13 protein-coding genes are annotated in these 16,144 nt (G+C 59.9%); 2 read left to right on the forward strand and 11 right to left on the reverse strand.

The genetic code is table 11. The annotated features are described in order from the left end of the window. On the reverse strand, positions 1-1,542 hold the full coding sequence (gene amaB / locus MUU54_RS08025) for an L-piperidine-6-carboxylate dehydrogenase (protein WP_247243506.1): 1,542 nt from the start codon (positions 1,540-1,542) through the stop codon (positions 1-3). A gap of 59 nt (positions 1,543-1,601) precedes the next feature. Continuing rightward, positions 1,602-2,885, reverse strand: a complete 1,284-nt coding sequence (locus tag MUU54_RS08030) for an NAD(P)/FAD-dependent oxidoreductase (RefSeq protein WP_247243507.1) — start codon at positions 2,883-2,885, stop codon at positions 1,602-1,604. A 259-nt stretch (positions 2,886-3,144) separates the two neighbouring features. On the opposite strand from MUU54_RS08030, the gene MUU54_RS08035 reads away from it, so the two are divergent. Further along, positions 3,145-3,381, forward strand: a complete 237-nt coding sequence (locus MUU54_RS08035; protein WP_247243508.1) for an Lrp/AsnC ligand binding domain-containing protein — start codon at positions 3,145-3,147, stop codon at positions 3,379-3,381. A 13-nt stretch (positions 3,382-3,394) separates the two neighbouring features. On the opposite strand, the gene MUU54_RS08040 is transcribed toward MUU54_RS08035, so the two are convergent. The 4 genes from MUU54_RS08040 to epmA all read right to left on the reverse strand — a co-directional run bounded on the left by MUU54_RS08040 (position 3,395) and on the right by epmA (position 7,297). After that, on the reverse strand, positions 3,395-3,589 hold the full coding sequence (locus MUU54_RS08040) for a hypothetical protein (protein WP_247243509.1): 195 nt from the start codon (positions 3,587-3,589) through the stop codon (positions 3,395-3,397). Positions 3,590-3,987: 398 nt separating this feature from the next. Continuing rightward, positions 3,988-4,872, reverse strand: a complete 885-nt coding sequence (purU, locus tag MUU54_RS08045) for a formyltetrahydrofolate deformylase (RefSeq protein ID WP_247243510.1) — start codon at positions 4,870-4,872, stop codon at positions 3,988-3,990. A gap of 326 nt (positions 4,873-5,198) precedes the next feature. Next, entirely contained in the window at positions 5,199-6,248 is a 1,050-nt protein-coding gene (locus MUU54_RS08050) for a lysine-2,3-aminomutase-like protein (RefSeq protein ID WP_247243511.1), read from the reverse strand. After that, the gene (gene epmA, locus MUU54_RS08055; protein WP_247243528.1) at positions 6,248-7,297 is read right to left on the reverse strand and encodes an EF-P lysine aminoacylase EpmA; all 1,050 of its coding nucleotides are present in this window, start codon (positions 7,295-7,297) and stop codon (positions 6,248-6,250) included. The genes MUU54_RS08050 and epmA overlap by 1 nt, the downstream gene beginning before the upstream one ends. A gap of 189 nt (positions 7,298-7,486) precedes the next feature. Between epmA and efp the strand changes: the two genes are divergently transcribed. After that, entirely contained in the window at positions 7,487-8,056 is a 570-nt protein-coding gene (gene efp / locus MUU54_RS08060) for an elongation factor P (protein WP_247243512.1), read from the forward strand. 75 nt (positions 8,057-8,131) lie between these two features. Here the strand turns inward: efp and MUU54_RS08065 are convergent, their stop codons facing one another. The 5 genes from MUU54_RS08065 to MUU54_RS08090 all read right to left on the reverse strand — a co-directional run bounded on the left by MUU54_RS08065 (position 8,132) and on the right by MUU54_RS08090 (position 15,786). Next, the gene (locus tag MUU54_RS08065) at positions 8,132-9,580 is read right to left on the reverse strand and encodes an efflux transporter outer membrane subunit (protein ID WP_247243513.1); all 1,449 of its coding nucleotides are present in this window, start codon (positions 9,578-9,580) and stop codon (positions 8,132-8,134) included. A 109-nt stretch (positions 9,581-9,689) separates the two neighbouring features. After that, complete coding sequence (locus tag MUU54_RS08070; RefSeq protein WP_247243514.1) at positions 9,690-12,800, reverse strand: efflux RND transporter permease subunit; 3,111 nt, start codon at positions 12,798-12,800, stop codon at positions 9,690-9,692. Positions 12,801-12,848: 48 nt separating this feature from the next. Next, on the reverse strand, positions 12,849-14,060 hold the full coding sequence (locus tag MUU54_RS08075) for an efflux RND transporter periplasmic adaptor subunit (RefSeq protein ID WP_247243515.1): 1,212 nt from the start codon (positions 14,058-14,060) through the stop codon (positions 12,849-12,851). Positions 14,061-14,209: 149 nt separating this feature from the next. Then, positions 14,210-14,839 (reverse strand): TetR/AcrR family transcriptional regulator, encoded by a 630-nt coding sequence (locus MUU54_RS08080; protein ID WP_376742070.1) that lies wholly within the window; start codon positions 14,837-14,839, stop codon positions 14,210-14,212. After that, entirely contained in the window at positions 14,836-15,786 is a 951-nt protein-coding gene (locus MUU54_RS08090; RefSeq protein WP_247243516.1) for a phosphoribosylaminoimidazolesuccinocarboxamide synthase, read from the reverse strand. The genes MUU54_RS08080 and MUU54_RS08090 overlap by 4 nt, the downstream gene beginning before the upstream one ends. Between the last annotated feature and the right edge of the window lie 358 nt (positions 15,787-16,144).

A 16,144-nucleotide genomic window follows, 5' to 3' on the forward strand; every position in this document is an offset into this window, starting at 1 on the left:
TCAGATCACGTCGAACTTGACGCCCTGAGCGAGGGGCAGCGTTCGGCCGTAGTTCATGGTGTTGGTCGCCCGGCGCATGTATGCCCTCCAGGCGTCCGAACCAGACTCGCGTCCGCCACCGGTTTCCTTTTCGCCCCCGAATGCGCCGCCGATTTCCGCACCCGAAGGGCCAATGTTGACGTTGGCAATGCCGCAGTCCGAGCCGCGATCGGAGACGAAAATCTCCGCTTCGCGCATGTCGTTGGTGAAGATGGACGACGACAGGCCCTGAGGGACGTCGTTGTGGAGCCGCAGTGCCTCGTGGAAATCGCTGTACTTCATGACGTAGAGGATCGGTGCGAAGGTCTCTTCGCGGACCGGTCCAGTCTGCGCGGGCATCTCCACAATGGCGGGACGGACGTAGAAAGCGTCCGGCGCTCCGTCGAACTCGACGCGCTCGCCGCCGATGACCTTGCCGCCAGCCGACTTCGCGGCATCGAGGGAGGACTGCATGCGTTCGAACGCGCCCTTGTCGATCAGTGGCCCTACAAGGTTCCCCGCCTCAAGCGGATTGCCAACCGTGACAGATTGGTAAGCCTTGGCGAGGCGAGGCACGAGGGTGTCATACACGCTGTCGTGGACGAAGAGACGTCGCAGCGTGGTGCAACGCTGGCCAGCCGTGCCCATGGCGGCGAACGCTACGCCTCGAAGCGTGAGGTCGAGATCTGCAGAAGGGCCTACGATGGCTGCATTGTTGCCGCCTAATTCGAGCAGGGAGCGGGCAAAGCGTTGTGCCAGGCGCGGGCCGACTGCGCGACCCATGGCGGTGGAGCCCGTTGCGGAAACCAGCGGCACCTTCTCGTGCTCCACCAGAACCTCGCCCACCTCACGTCCGCCGATCAGGAGCGTCGAAAGGTTCTGCGGCGCCGTGTTCCCTTCCGCGATATAGCGGGAGAGCGCCTTCTCGAAGATGGACTGGACTGCCAACGCCGTGAGCGGCGTCTTCTCGGACGGCTTCCAGATCGTGGTGTTACCGCAGACCAAGGCGAGCGCTGCATTCCACGACCAAACGGCAACCGGGAAGTTGAAGGCCGAGATGATGCCAATGGCGCCCAGCGGGTGCCACGTCTCCATCATTCGGTGATCGGCGCGTTCCGTGGCGATGGTCAGGCCGTAGAGCTGACGGGAGAGGCCGACCCCAAAGTCGCAGATGTCGATCATCTCTTGGACCTCGCCGAGACCTTCCGAGGTAATCTTACCGACTTCGATTGAGACGAGACGACCGAGCGCAGTCTTGGCTGCGCGGAGCTCCTCGCCCAGCAGTCGAACTAGCTCGCCGCGCTTCGGCGCAGGAACGAGACGCCATTCCAGGAACGCCGCATGTGCCTTCTCGATGGCATCTGTGGCAGCCGCGGCCGAATGCTCCGGCAGCTTCCCGATTTCTGCTCCCGTCACTGGCGAGCGAACGGCCAGCGTGCCGCCGGTGTAGCTCTCGCTCTTCACGCCGAGGTCGCTGAGTATTTTTTGCGTCTCTGCCGCGAGATTAAGGTTGGCAAGCGTCATGTCGGTCCTTCCGGTATCAGCAGTTTAAGTTAATGTAAGGAATGGCAGCCGCTTCGCAATCAGAAGCGTTCGCCAGCGAGGTGTGCAATCTGAGCTCCTGCCTCGTAGTAGGCTTCCTTCAAGGTGCGTAACGGCGGCAGTTTCGGGTCGGTGAATGGCAACGGCAGATCGCCTTCGCTGATCTCGCCGAGGATGTGGCCGGCCAACACCCTACCGAAGGAGGTGCCGGGGGAAATGCCCCGGCCGTTATAACCGCAAAAGCCGATGACGTTCGGTGCGAACTTGTGCAGGCGAGGCAGGGCATTATCCGTCATGCCGATCTGGCCGTACCACTCGCTTTCAAAGTCGAAGTCATCCAGCTGTGGGAACAGGCGGCCAAGCGAACGCTTGGCCCATGCCTTGTGCACGGTAACGCCGGTGCCACGCAATGCGCCGACGCTGCCGAAGATCAGGCGTCCCGCCTTGTCCATGCGAAAGGACGACAGCACCTCTTTCGTGTCCCAGCACCCTTCGCGGCCCGGCAGGATGGACCGTTGCAGATTGCTGCTGAGGGGCGCGGTCGCCAGATTGAAATAAGGAAGATGGACCTGTTCCTTGCGGACCACTTCCCATGGGCCGTTGCTGTAGGCGTCGGTGGCGACGATGACCCAGTCAGCCGTAACCTCACCGTGCGAGGTCCTGACGATGTGGCGGCTGCCAACTTGTTCGTGGGAAACTACGGGGCTCTGGGTAAAGAGCGTGGCGCCTGCTCCGCCGGCAGCGCGAGCAAGACCGCGAGTGTAGGCGAGGGGCTGCAGCGTTCCCGCGCGCATATCGAGCAGGGCGCCTGCGTAGGCGCTGGAGCCCGTACGCCGCTCGGTCTCGGCAGCATCCAGCAGCGTGACCGGCGCATCTCGCTTCTGCCACTGCCGAGCCCGTTCTTCCAGTTCGCGCATGCCCGTGTCGCCGACCGCGCAATGTAGCGTTCCGTTTCTCTCAAGCTCGCACTCGATCCTATGTGCGTCGATGATCTGGCGAACGAGGGACGGTCCATTTCCCAGGAGATCCAGCAGCTTTTCGCCATGCTCGGGACCGAGCTCTTCGGAGAAATTGTCAGGCATCACCCACATGCCGGCATTGATCAGTCCGACATTTCGGCCCGCGCCGCCGAAGCCGAACTCCTGTGCCTCGAGCAGAACGGGATTGGTGCCGGCTGCCGCCAGATGAAGGGCCGCTGAGAGTCCGGTATATCCGCCGCCGACGATGACGACATCCGCAGAGATGGCGCCTGAAAGGGTTTGCGTTTCAGGAGCTGGCGGAGCTGTCTTTTCCCAGAGGCCGTGGGAGCGCGCATCGTTGAGCATGTTTTGTTTTCCGGCGAGTGTTGGCCAGTTCTATCGTCCACAGCTTGTGGTGAAAACAGACAGATTCTCAACAGCTCATTCAATCGCGGAATGCGAGCCAGCAAGGGGAAGCCGCAGGGTGTTCTCTGTTGCTTGAAGCAGGCGATTCTTTCAGCGGGAGTGATGATCACGTCCGTCAGCCGCTTGCGATCCGGCAGCGCATCGGTCAAAAAGACGCTCGACCACGCCTCCTACCAGGCCCGACGACAGGACGAAGTCAATGAAGCCCATATTCGTGCAGCTCCGTTGCACTCCCGGAAGAACCTACGAAGTCGCCGATGCCATTTACCAGACGGAACTGGTCTCCGAACTCTACTCAACGAGTGGCGAGTGGGATCTCCTGCTCAAGATTTATATCAAGGAAGGCGAGGAGATCGGCCGCTTCGTCAATGAGAAGATCGCCAGCATTCCTGGTATCGAGCGTTCGTTGACAACGATGACCTTCACCGCCTTCTGAGGCTCGCCAACGCTCAGGGGGTAGCAGCGCTCTCCGGCCGCCGGTTGACGAGGTCGCGGATCGCGGATCGGACTTCGTCGGCCGAACTGAACAATTGCTCATCCAGGTCGATGACGTGGAACTTCACGGCGATGAACTTTAGCCGATCCGCATCCGGCACGACGATGCCGACGGGTTCGCCGCGATATTCAATGACTTGTCTCTGCATTAAACTGCTCCCTCTGGCTTCCTGAGCCAGCACTGCGAATGAAAACTCAGGTGGATTAACCTGAGCTGTTACATTCGACAGCGCAGAGAGAGTCGGCGCCCCACGCCGTTCGTATCTAGCACGACCCGACCAAAGGCGACGCTCGTCACAACAAACATGTCCTTCTCCTTAGCAGGTTGCGCTTCCGCCAAATGAGTCAAGGTTCGGTGGCAGTCCAATAATACGCGATGCCGATGTGAGCAGCAACGGACTTCAGATTATGTGGGATATTTTTCCAGCGAATGACAGGAGGAAGGCGGAATTGTGAAATCCTCTTCTCCTGAAGTCATCCTTCCGCCTGATCCTCGTGTTTGGAATTGGCTCGACCTACTCGATCTCAGCGGTGGCTGATCCAAACGTCAGCCCATCCGCTCTGACGCATAGCTGCCAGGGCTCGGCGGAAATACGATGGTGCGGTTGCCGTTGAGAAACACGCGGCGATGGATGTGGGCATGAATTGCCCGTGCAAGCACCTGGCTCTCGACGTCCCTGCCAAGCGACACGTAGTCGTCGGGGCTTTGGGCATGCGTGATGCGCACGGTGTCCTGCTCGATGATCGGGCCTTCGTCGAGATCAGCCGTCACGTAGTGCGCCGTCGCCCCGATGAGCTTCACGCCACGCTGGTACGCCTGCTTGTAGGGGTTCGCGCCTTTGAAGCTTGGCAGGAAGGAGTGATGGATGTTGATGATCTTGCCAGACATGTTGCGGCACAGCTGGTCGGAGAGCACCTGCATATAGCGCGCCAGAACGATCAACTCGGTCCCCGTCTGTTCAACAAGATCCATCAGCTGTGCCTCAGCCTGCGGCTTGTTGTCCTTCGTGACCTTGATGTGGTGGAAGGGAATGTCGTGGTTGACCACGACCTTCTGGTAATCGAAGTGGTTGGACACGACGCCCACAATGTCGATTGGCAAAGCTCCGATTTTCCAACGATAAAGGAGATCGTTGAGGCAGTGGCCGAAGCGGGACACCATCAAGAGAACCTTCATCCGCTCTTCGGCGTCATAGATCTCCCACTCCATCCCGAAGCGTTCGGCGATGGGCAGGAAATCTTCCAGCAACTGGCCCCGCGTAACGCCCTCCTCCGAGATAAAGGAAATGCGCATGAAGAACTTGCCGGTGTCCAGGTCATCGAACTGGGAAGAGTCGATGATGTTGCAGCCCTTGCCTGCAAGGTAGCCTGAGATGGCCGCGACTATGCCGCGGGTGGAGTTGCAGGTTACCGTCAGGACATAGCTCATCATCGTCACAGTTCCTCCGCCGTTCGATCGGCAATGTATACATTAAGCGACAGCAGCAGCAGCCAATTTCGTTCTCACAGTCACAACGTTATGCTGCCATTGTCTCTGGCCACCGCATGCATCGTGCTGAGGTTCGGCAGGCGGCCTCTGAAGGCGTTAAGGAATCTACCGCCTCCCTCTGGCGATACCGTCCTTATTGCGCCGTTGGGAAGCGTCTTCACGCCGAAGGATCGGCTGCGGCCTGTAAGAAAATCCTGCGGCGCCCAAGTATGCGCATAGGTATCAGTCCCAAATCGCAAGGTAGCTTGCATGCATGCGCCAACCTGTGTTCAACAGTCATCGACGTACCGGTGCACGCCGCCGCGGAAGTCGCTGACGATATAGGATCCATCTTCCTGTTGCTGTGCCCCTTCCGCAATCACCGTTTTCCCGTGGCCGCCCGGGATGTCCAGTACATAGGTCGGCTGGCATAATCCGGAGATGCTTCCCCGCATGGAGGCAACGATCCGTTGTCCCTCGGCAAGCGTGATCCGGAAGTGGCTGGTTCCGGGGGCAAGATCGGGGTGGTGTAGGTAATAGGGCTTAATGCGATTCTCGACAAAAGCCTTCATCAGATCCGCAAGGATCAGTGGGTCGTCATTCACCCCTCGCAGGAGTACCGTTTGGCTTACCATGCCGACGCCCGCGTCCACCAGTCGGGTGCAGGCCGCACGTGCGGCCGGTGTCATCTCGCGCGGATGGTTGGCGTGCAGGGCGAGATAGATGGTCTTGCCGCTTGCTTTGAGAGCAGCCAGGAGCTCGTCGTCAACGGCAGCCGGATCGACAACAGGAACCCGACTGTGCAGCCGGATGATCTTGACGTGAGGGACGTCGGCCAGCTTCCGCATGATTTCCGAGAGGCGGCGGGCGGAAAGAACCAGCGGGTCGCCGCCCGTCAGGATCACCTCCCACACCTCCTTATGCTGCCGGACGTAATTCAGGGCGGCATCGATTTCTTCTGTCGAGAGAGTTCCGTCGCCTTGTGGCCCGACCATTTCGCGCCGAAAGCAGAACCGGCAATAGACGGGGCACACATGCACTGCCTTCAGGAGGACGCGGTCCGGGTAGCGATGGACAATACCCTTGATGGGGCTATGGGCGGCATCTCCTATAGGGTCTGCTCGTTCCGCCTGCGTGGTGATCAATTCCCTTTTGTTGGGCAAGAACTGGCGCGCGATCGGGTCCTCAGGATCGCGCTGGTCGATGAGGTCTGCCATCGCAGAGGTGATGGCGATCGCGTAATGATCGCCGACAGCGCGGGCCTCGGTCACCTCGCGCTGATCGAGCAGGCCCGCCGCTGTCAATTCCTCTGGGGTCCTGAGCGTACGTTGTGCCGGCATCAACTCGTCTCCGCCACAGGAGCCCAGAGAACCTGCTCGATCCGCTGCGCACCGGTTGCGAGCATTGCCAGTCGATCGAAGCCAAGGGCTGCACCGCAAGCGTCCGGCATGACCTCGATCGCGTCGAGGAAGTCTTCGTCTATCGGATAGCGCTCGCCATAGATGCGCTGCTTTTCTGACATCGCTTCGTTGAACCGGCGGCGCTGTTCCGCAGCGTCGGTGAGTTCGCCGAATGCGTTGGCAAGTTCTACGCCGCAGGCATACAGCTCGAACCGCTCGGAGACACGTGGGTCAGAAGGCGAGGGGCGTGCAAGAGCGGCCTCACAGACCGGATACTCATACAAGATGGTTGGCTTCACGATCCCAAGATGCGGCTCAATCTTCTCCACCAGCACACGGCTGAACAAGTCCGTCCAGCTGTCGTCTTCGGCAAAACGGATGCCAGAGCCTCTCAACCCGTCGGCCAGCAGGTCGCGGTCGGTGTCGCCTGCAACGGATACGGTCGCCAGCAGATCGATGGCCGCAAATCTTTCGAAAGCCTCCGCCACAGTCAGCCGTTCAGGCTCAGCGAAGGGATCTGTCGTCGATCCCCGATAGCTGAAGCGCGTCGTCCCGGACGTCTCGGCGGCGACTGACAGCAGACTTTGACAGTCGTCCATCAGCGACCGGTAGTCCTCGTCGACTCGATACCATTCCAACATAGTGAACTCGGGGTGGTGGAGCGGACCGCGTTCGCGATTGCGGAAGACATGAGCGAAGGAGAAGATTTTACGCTCTCCCGCCGCCAATAGCTTCTTACAGGCGAACTCAGGAGAGGTGTGCAGGAAGAGGTCGTGTGGCTTTCCTTCAGTCGTTAGTGCCTCGGTGGCGAAGGCATGAAGGTGCGTCTCGTTGCCGGGGGAGACTTGCAGGGCCGCCGGATCAACTTCGATGAAGTCACCTTCATCAAGGTGCTGACGGATGGCATTCTGAATCCGATTGCGTCCGAGAAGGAACGGTCGCCTGTCAGAGTGGACCTGCGCGTTCCACCATGGAGAGCGCTTCGATATGGAACCAGTCGAAGGCATAGAGGGTCCTGCTGTCAGCTTTCTATGGTGCTTGATCCTGCAAGGCTTCCTATTCGCCCTTTTTTAGGGTAGGTGCGCCGGGAAAGCGTTCATCCGTCACGCGGATCGGTTTCCCGCTCCTCTACGACGCATCCCCGGTGGAGACAAGCCGGTAGGTACAAGGGAATTTTCATGGTCAAGGTCATCGCTTCTTCCGTCCGCAAGGGCAACGTACTTGAAGTCGAAGGGAAGCTCTATGTCGTCCTGACGGCGCAGAACTTCCATCCGGGCAAGGGCACGCCCGTCACGCAGGTCGACATGCGCCGCATTGTCGACGGCGTCAAGGTTTCGGAACGCTGGCGGACGACGGAGCAGGTCGAGCGTGCTTTCGTTGAAGACGTCAACTTCCAGTACCTCTATGAGGACGGCGAAGGCTTCCACTTCATGAATCCGGAAAGCTACGACCAGGTTGTCGTGGATGCGGACACGATGGGAGATCAGAAGGCCTATCTTCAGGAAGGCATGACCTGCATCTTGTCGATCCATGAGGGCGTGCCCCTCGCGGTCGAGTTGCCACGACATGTGACGCTCGAAATCACTGAGACCGAGCCGGTCGTTAAAGGGCAGACCGCTTCTTCCTCGTACAAGCCGGCGATGCTTTCGAACGGTCTGCGCACCATGGTGCCGCCGCACATCAATGCCGGAACACGCGTCGTGATCGCGACCGAAGACAACTCTTATGTCGAACGCGCCAAGGACTGATAAGTATCCTGAATAAGAAAAAACCTCCGAAAGCGCCGCTTCGGAGGTTTTTTCTTTGTCTTCCGCCTGGCTGGACTACTTGGTCGGCAGCGCCGCGACCGATGCTACCCGCGTCAGCCCTTGCCCGTAGTCATAGCCGCCACCGATCGCAACGTTGAGCGATACGAAGTCCTGCGCCGCCTGCTGAACCGCCTGTGCCAGGTTGGACTGAGCCGTGGACACCTGCCGCTGTGCGTCGAGGACGTCAAGCAGCGAAGAAGCGCCGTCCCGATAGCTTGCGGTCGCAAGGTCGAGGGCCTCCTCATAGGATCGCACCGTGTCGCGAAGTGCATTGACGGTGCGGGCGTCGCGGGCAACGGCGGCGAGAGCGTTCTCGGTCTCCTCTACCGCATTCAAGACGACTTGCTTCCAATCGAGGTAAGCTTCCCGTGCGGCGGACTCTGCGGCCGACACATTGGCTTTGAGGGCTCCGCCGTCGAAGATCGGCAGCGAAATCGTGGGGCCGAACGACCATGACAGAAGACCGCTCTCGCCACCGCCACCGACGCGCGTGTAGGACGGCGTGATCGAGCCGCCCAGAGTGATGGCAGGATACAGCTGAGCCTCGGCAACGCCGATCTGTGCCACCGCTGCCGCCAGTTGGCGCTCCGCAGCCCGGATGTCGGGGCGGTTGCGGATCAGGTCGGCAGGAACGCCCGCCTTGACGTTGAAGCGTGCAACGGGCTGAGCTGCACCCTTCTGAAGCTCGGGAATGAGTGACGACGCCGGAAGGCCGAGAAGCGTTGCAACCCGGTGAGCGGCACCGCGGAAGGCGGTTTCAAGTGCCGGGATCTCTGCGATCGTGGAATTCACCAGACCTTCTGCCTGCACCACATCGAGCCGGGACGCCGCACCCGCTTCAAGCTGAAGGCGCGTGAGTTCCAGGGTTTCGCGACGGGAGGCGAGATTCTGCCGGGCTAGCGCAATGCGCTCCTGGTAGTAGCGAACGTCGATATAAGCGGAGACAACCGCCTGCAGCAGCGACAGGCGTGCCACATCGGCTGCGGCATAGGCAGCGTCGAGGCTTGCAAGTGCTGCTTCTTTCGAGCGACGATAAAGCCCGAAGAGATCGAGGAACCAGGATGCCGTGGGGCCGCCGGACACGGAGGTCTGGGTGGCGGTCGCCGTCGCGCTCGGCGTGCCGCCCAGTTCACTAGCGCCGCTTCGTCTTGCCTGTGCACCAAGATCAAGCGAGGGAAGGGCGCCGGCGCCAGCCTGCACTACATTTGCCTCTGCCTGGTTGATTCGCTCAAGCGCCTGAAGAACATCAAGGTTCTGCGCAAGTCCTTGCACAACATACCCATTGAGACGGCTATCGTGGAACGCGGTCCACCAAGGTACGGTTGTTACGTCGCCATTGCTGGTCGTTGGGCCTTCGGCATATTTTGCCGGAAGGGCGATAGCGGGCGCCGTATGATCAGTGCCGACGACACAGCCGGACAAGAGAAGCATAGCGAGAGGAGCCGCTGTGTGTATCGATTTCATATCTTGTGTCCCCATGCCCAATATAAGAGCCCGCAACAATTGGTGGCCGATTCACCGCCGCGACTCAAGGCTTCGGGCGATGATTAACGGAAATGCATAACAACTCATTTCACTCTGTCTTCGCTCGTTTTTCGCGGTTTGATAACCGCCTGACGACAACAAAGAAGGTGGGAATGAAGAAAATTCCGAGCAGTGTTGCAGAAAGCATACCCCCCAGCACGCCTACTCCGATGGCATTCTGCGCAGCGGAGCCTGCTCCGGCCGCAATTGCGAGCGGCACCACGCCCAGGATGAAGGCAAGCGAGGTCATAACGATCGGGCGCAGACGCAGGCGTGCCGCTTCCAGTGTTGCCTCGATGAGCCCCATACCCTGCTCTACGCGGTCCTTGGCGAATTCAACGATTAGGATCGCGTTCTTTGCGGCAAGTCCGATCGTCGTCAGCAGCCCGACCTTGAAGTAGACATCGTTCGACTGTCCGAAGAAGTGAGCGGCAGCCAGGGCTCCAAGTACTCCGACGGGAACCGCGAGGATGACGGAGAAGGGAATGGACCAGCTCTCGTAAAGGGCGGCAAGGCAGAGGAAGACGATGAGGACCGACAGTGCGTACAGCATCGGAGCCTGGGAACCGGATAGCCGCTCCTGATACGAGATACCCTGCCAGGCAACCGAGTACCCGCCGGGCAGTTGGGCCGTGAGCCTTTCCATCTCGTCCATCGCTTGACCGGTGCTGACGCCTGGGCCGGCGGCACCGTCCAGGGGGATGGCGCTGGTGCCGTTGAAGCGCGCCAGTTGCGGGGTTCCGCTTTGCCAGTTCACGCGGCTGAAGGCGGAGAATGGCACCATCTCTCCTTGGCTGTTGCGGGCGTACCAGAAGTTGAGGTCGTCCGGCTGCATGCGGTAACCCGCATCGCCCTGAACGTAGACCGGCTTCAGCTCGTTGTTCAGCGTAAAGTCATTGACGTCGCGGCCTGCGAAAATCGTTGACAGCATCGAATTGACCGACGCCAGATCAACGCCCATAGCTCCCAGCTTCTCCTGATCAAGAAGGATCTGAAGTTGCGTCTCGGAGCGCTGGCTGTTACTGCGCAACGAACTGATGTTCGGGTTGCTGGTGGCCGTCTGGATGAGTTGCTGTGAGGCATTCGTCAGAGCGTCGTTGCCGTTGCCGCCACTATCGACGAGGTACATTGAGAAGCCGCTGGAGGTGCCGAGGCCCTGAATCGCCGGAGGCAAGAGCGGGAAAACCTGGGCATCGCGAAGGGTAAAGAAGTAGCCGCCCGCACGTTGCACGATTTCCGCGGCAGACTGGCCTGGACCTGTTCGCTCTTCGAAATCCTTGAGCTTGGTGAAGACGATGGCGTTGTTCTGCCCGGAGCCGCCGAAGCTGAAGCCAAGCACGCCGAACACGTCCGAGACGTTCTCTTTTTCCTGCTCCAGAAAGTAGTTCTCGACCTGCTTGACCACTGCATCCGTGCGGGCGGTGGTGGAGCCCGCGGGCGTCTGGATGATGGTCAGCAACACGCCCTGGTCTTCCTGCGGCAGGAAGGAGCTCGGAAGGCGCGTGAAGAACCAGGCGCAACCGGCGATAACAACTGCGAAGACGAGCATGACCCGGAGCGGGCGTTTCAGCAGGTAGCCTACCGAGCCAACGTAGCCCCGTGTCGAGCGATCAAAGCCGCGGTTGAACCAGGCGCCGATGCCGCGCCCCTTCTTGTGGTGGTCGATCGGCTTCAACATCGTGGCGCAAAGCGCGGGCGTCAGCACGATGGCGACCACGGCGGAAAGTAGCATGGCGGAGACGATCGTAATGGAAAACTGCCGGTAGATGATACCAGTTGAGCCGCCGAAGAAGGCCATGGGAATGAAGACGGCGGTCAGAACCAGCGCGATGCCGATGATTGCTCCCGTGATCTCGCCCATGGACTTCTCGGTTGCCTCAAGCGGCGACAAGCCTTCCTGGTCCATGATGCGTTCGACGTTTTCGACCACGACGATCGCGTCATCGACCAAAAGACCAATGGCAAGAACCATGGCAAACATGGTCAGCGTATTGATCGAATAGCCGGAGATCGCCAGGATCCCAAACGTTCCCAGCAGAACGACAGGCACGGCGATCATCGGGATGATGGTCGCTCTTAGGTTCTGCAGGAAGACGAGAAGCACGACGAAGACGAGAATGATCGCTTCAATCAGCGTATGCACCACTTTCTCAATCGAAAGCTCTACGAAGGGCGTCGTATCGTAGGGATAGGTGATTTCCACGCCCTCAGGAAGAGTGGGACCAATCTCGCTCAAGGCTGCCTTGACCCTTGCCGCTGTATCGAGTGCGTTTGCACCAGTGGCCAGATTGACGGCAAAGCCCGTCGAAGGCAGCCCGTTCTGGCGCGAGCTGAAGCCGTAGTTTTCCTGCCCGATCTCGATCCGCGCAACATCGCTCAAGCGTACGGTCGCGCCATCCGGCTCCACCTTCAGGATGATGGCCTCGAAGTCGTCGACGTTCCGGAGTTGGCTCTGCGCGGTCATCGTGACCGTCAGCTGCTGCCCATCCACCACCGGCTGGCCACCCAAGGATCCCACGGATACCTGCGTGTTCTGCGTCTGGATCGCGCTCGTCACATCGCCAGGGGTCAGCTGGTACTTTTGCAGCTTCAGCGGATCCATCCAGATCCGCATAGCATAGCCGGACCCGAAGATGTCGATGCTTCCCACACCTTCCAGCCGCTTTATCTGATCTTCAATGCTCGTCGAGAAGACGTCGCCAAGGTCAACGGAAGAGCGCTTGCTGTCGGTCGAAACGAGAGCGCCGACCATGAGGATGCTCGAGGTCGAGCGAGTGACGGAGATGCCGGCCTGCTGCACGACATCCGGCAGTTGCGACTGCACAAGCTGCAGCTTGTTCTGAACCTGGACCTGGGCGATCTCCGGGTCGACGCTGTTGCCGAAGGTGAGCGTTACCGATGCACTGCCGGTGCTCGACGAGGATGACATGTAGGTCAGGTCATCCAGGCCGGTCATGCCGTCTTCGATGATGCTGGTGACCGACTTCTCAACTGTTTCGGCACTCGCGCCGTTATAGGATGCTGCGATACGGACGGTTGTTGGAGCGATGTCCGGATATTGCGAGATCGACAGCGTCGAGATCGCCAGCGTACCGCCCAGCATGATCACGATCGCGATGACCCAGGCAAATACCGGGCGCCGGATGAAGAACTTCGCCATTGCAGTTTCCCTGCCTTAAAATCTGTAGGTGCTGACAGTGACGAATGTCTACTGCTGCTGGGGTGCCTGTTCGCTTGCCGAGCCACCCTGCTGGGTCTGGACAACCAGCCCATCGTCGTCAACGGTGGAGTCGACCGGGGCAACGGTGGCGCCATCGCCGATCCACTGGAAACCGTCAACCACGAGGCGATCGCCGTCGGCAACGCCCTCTGCCACCAGCCAGTTGTTGCCGGAGACCTGGCTGGTTGGAAAGATGCGCGTTTCAACCTTGTTGTCGGCGGTGACGAATTTAGCGGAGAGCTCGCCGCGTGCATTGCGTGTGGCCGCGCGCTGCGGGATCAGATATCCGTTCTCCTCACCCAGGGTTACGGTTGCCCGGACGTACATGCCCGGCAGGATGACGTCATTGGGGTTATCGAAGAGGGCGCGTATCTGGTAGGTGCCGGTGCTTTCGCTGACAGCCATCTCGGCCATGTCGAGCTTGCCCTTCTGCGGATAAACAGTCCCGTCCTCCAGCGTAAGGCTGATCTCTGCGTTGCGCGGATCCCCACTCAGGCGCCCGGACTCAAACGCCGTCCGGAGCTCGAGAAGATTGGTGCTGGATTCGGTGAGATCGATGTAGATCGGATCCAGTTGCCGCAGGGTCGTCAGCGCCTCGGCCTGATTGGCCGTCACGATGTTGCCGATCGCGACGTTGGAGATGCTGGTGATGCCATCGAACGGCGCGCGGATTTTTGTCAGATCCAGATTGATCTCTGCGGTCTTCAACGCCGCCTTTGCCTGTGCAACATCGGCCTGCGCTTGGAGAAACGTGACGCGCGCATTCTCATAGTCGATCTGCGTGGCGCCGCTGTTTACCAGCCGCTCATAACGAGCCAGGTTGGCTTCCGCACTGGGAACACTTGCTTCCGCCTTGGCAACACTTGCCCGTGCTTCCGCGAGGGCTGCCTGATAGGTGTCATCCTCGATCTGGAACAGCAGGTCGCCTTCCTTGACCTCGCTGCCTTCCTTGAAGGCGATCTCCCGGATCGAGCCGGTTACCCGTGGTCTGATTTCGGCGGTACGGAAGGCGGTCGCTCTCCCCGGCAGGACCCGAGTGATCGGAAATTGCCCTTTCTCCATTGAAACGACGCTTACGGGCGTTGGTGGTCGTTCCTGAGCCTGGCTCGCCTGACCGGTTCCGGCGCCTCCTCCACTATCGCTGCACGAGGCCAGCGCCACCGAAAGAAGGGTCGGCACGAGGATTTTCAGTCGGATCATAGCATCGTCCTGGCAAGGCATTAACAGAAACTGGTGCCTTCTTGAGGGAGGCCTGCAGGATAGACAACCCACCGACCGAAGGTCTCACAAAAAAGGCAAAGGCATTGAAGTGGCGCGTAAACGCCAGAAGTGACGTAAGTTAAATATCGTCACTTGGCAAGCGCGTTTTGCAGTGCCGCATTGACCAGATTTACCAGGCCCTCGCACCTCCGGTGAAGCTCATCCGCGCTCGCTCTGGCCAGTAGCACCGGATGCAATACTGCCGAGAAAGCAGCGGCCACGTCAGAACTCACGTCTTCCGGGCTCTGACAATGATAGACGCCAGCCTCGACGCCTTCCTGGATCACTTCCACAAAGAGAGAGTCGATCAGCGTCTTATAGTGGCGGGCGCTCGGCAGGTCGGAGTCGGACATCATCAGAATCATCTCAAACAGATATGGGTTCTGCTGGATGTCGCTGAGGTGCGCGTCCATCAATCTCCGGACGACGATACCAAGTTTTTCCGGAGCGGGGGCGGGGTCCTTGAGCAGTTCGAACCGGTCGATCATCCTGTGGATGTGGCGGTCGCAGATCGCGTCGGCCAACTGGGCCTTGGAGCCGAAATGCTTGAAGACATTCGCAGGCGACATCTGGAGTTCGTTGGCAATGTCAGCGACAGAACAGCGTCCGATACCTCTTTCGCGAAAGAGATCCTCCGCGGTCGCTAGGATATCCTGCCGCGTTTCTTCCGCCTTTTGTCTCGGTCTGCGCACCGCGTCCTGCCTCCCCAGGCTTGTCACGGCAAAATGAAATAGGGTGAAAGATTGGCTCTGACACGGTCGAGAACGGAATCGCCCCGCTCGTCCGGCACGAACGCCTGGCCGGTTATCTTCTCAAACGCACCTCGATAGACGTCGGCGGTCGCTTCGATCAGTGACGCGGGGATCTCCGGGATCTCATCCTTGTAGGGGTCGCATCGCTCAGAAACCCAGGAGCGAATAAAGTCCTTGTCGAAGCTGACGGGCCGCTCCCCTCGCTCGAACTTCTGAGCATAGGTGTCCGCCATCCAGTAGCGGCTGCTGTCTGGTGTGTGGATCTCGTCCGCCAGGATGATGGTGCCGTTCTGGTCCAATCCGAACTCGTATTTGGTGTCAACGAGAATGAGGCCACGTTCCCCCGCAAGCTTCTGTCCACGTGTGAAGAGGGCGAGCGCATAGGCCTGTACCGTTTCCCATTGCGGCTCGGTCAGCAGCCCGTTTGTGATGATCTCTTCGGCGCTGAGGGGCTCGTCATGGCCGCCATCGAAAGCCTTGCTGGTGGGGGTGATAACCGCCTCGGACAGAACCTGATTGTCACGCAGGCCGTCGGGCAGCCGCAGACCGTACATGTTCCGCTGTCCCTGCTTGTAGAGCGTGAGCAGCGAGGTGCCGGTTGTGCCGGCGAGATATCCCCGAACGACAATCTCGACCGGCAGGATATCGAGCCGCTGGCCGATGACGACGTTGGGATCTGGATAAGCTAGGACGTGGTTGGGGCAGATGTCCCTGGTGTTCTCGAACCAGTACCGCGCCGTCTGGGTCAGGACGTGGCCCTTGTCCGGGATGCAGGTGAGGATCCGGTCGAAGGCGCTCAAGCGATCGGTGGCAATGATGATGCGCCGGCCGTCCGGCAGATCGTAGTTCTCCCGCACCTTACCCTTATAGTGATTGGGTAGTTCAGGGATGTCAGCTTCTGCCAGGATGCGCACGGTCGACCTTTCGTATGTTGAGGGTGCGCCATCTATGCCACGTACGCCGCTTCCCCGACAAGGACAGCTCTTCGTCCAGGACGGTACCGCGATTGGACCTTCTGCTGGAGCGCTTCACTGGCATTCCCGTGTACGCATCCAGGACAGTCGAGTGCGGCGTGCGAGGGTGAGAGGCTTTGATGGGGTGGGGCGGCGGGGGTGGTTTTGGCAATCAGGGCGGGGCATTTCTGGAAATTACGCTTTCCGATCAGTATGTTGGTGAAAAACTAGGGTGCTTTTGCAAAAACCGTGTTGACTTGTTTTGTGTGTTGGATCTATAAACCGCTCACCAACGAGGGCGGCGGCGCTGCTGGCGACG

The organism is Pseudorhizobium tarimense (assembly GCF_022968135.1).
GTDB lineage: Bacteria > Pseudomonadota > Alphaproteobacteria > Rhizobiales > Rhizobiaceae > Neorhizobium > Neorhizobium tarimense.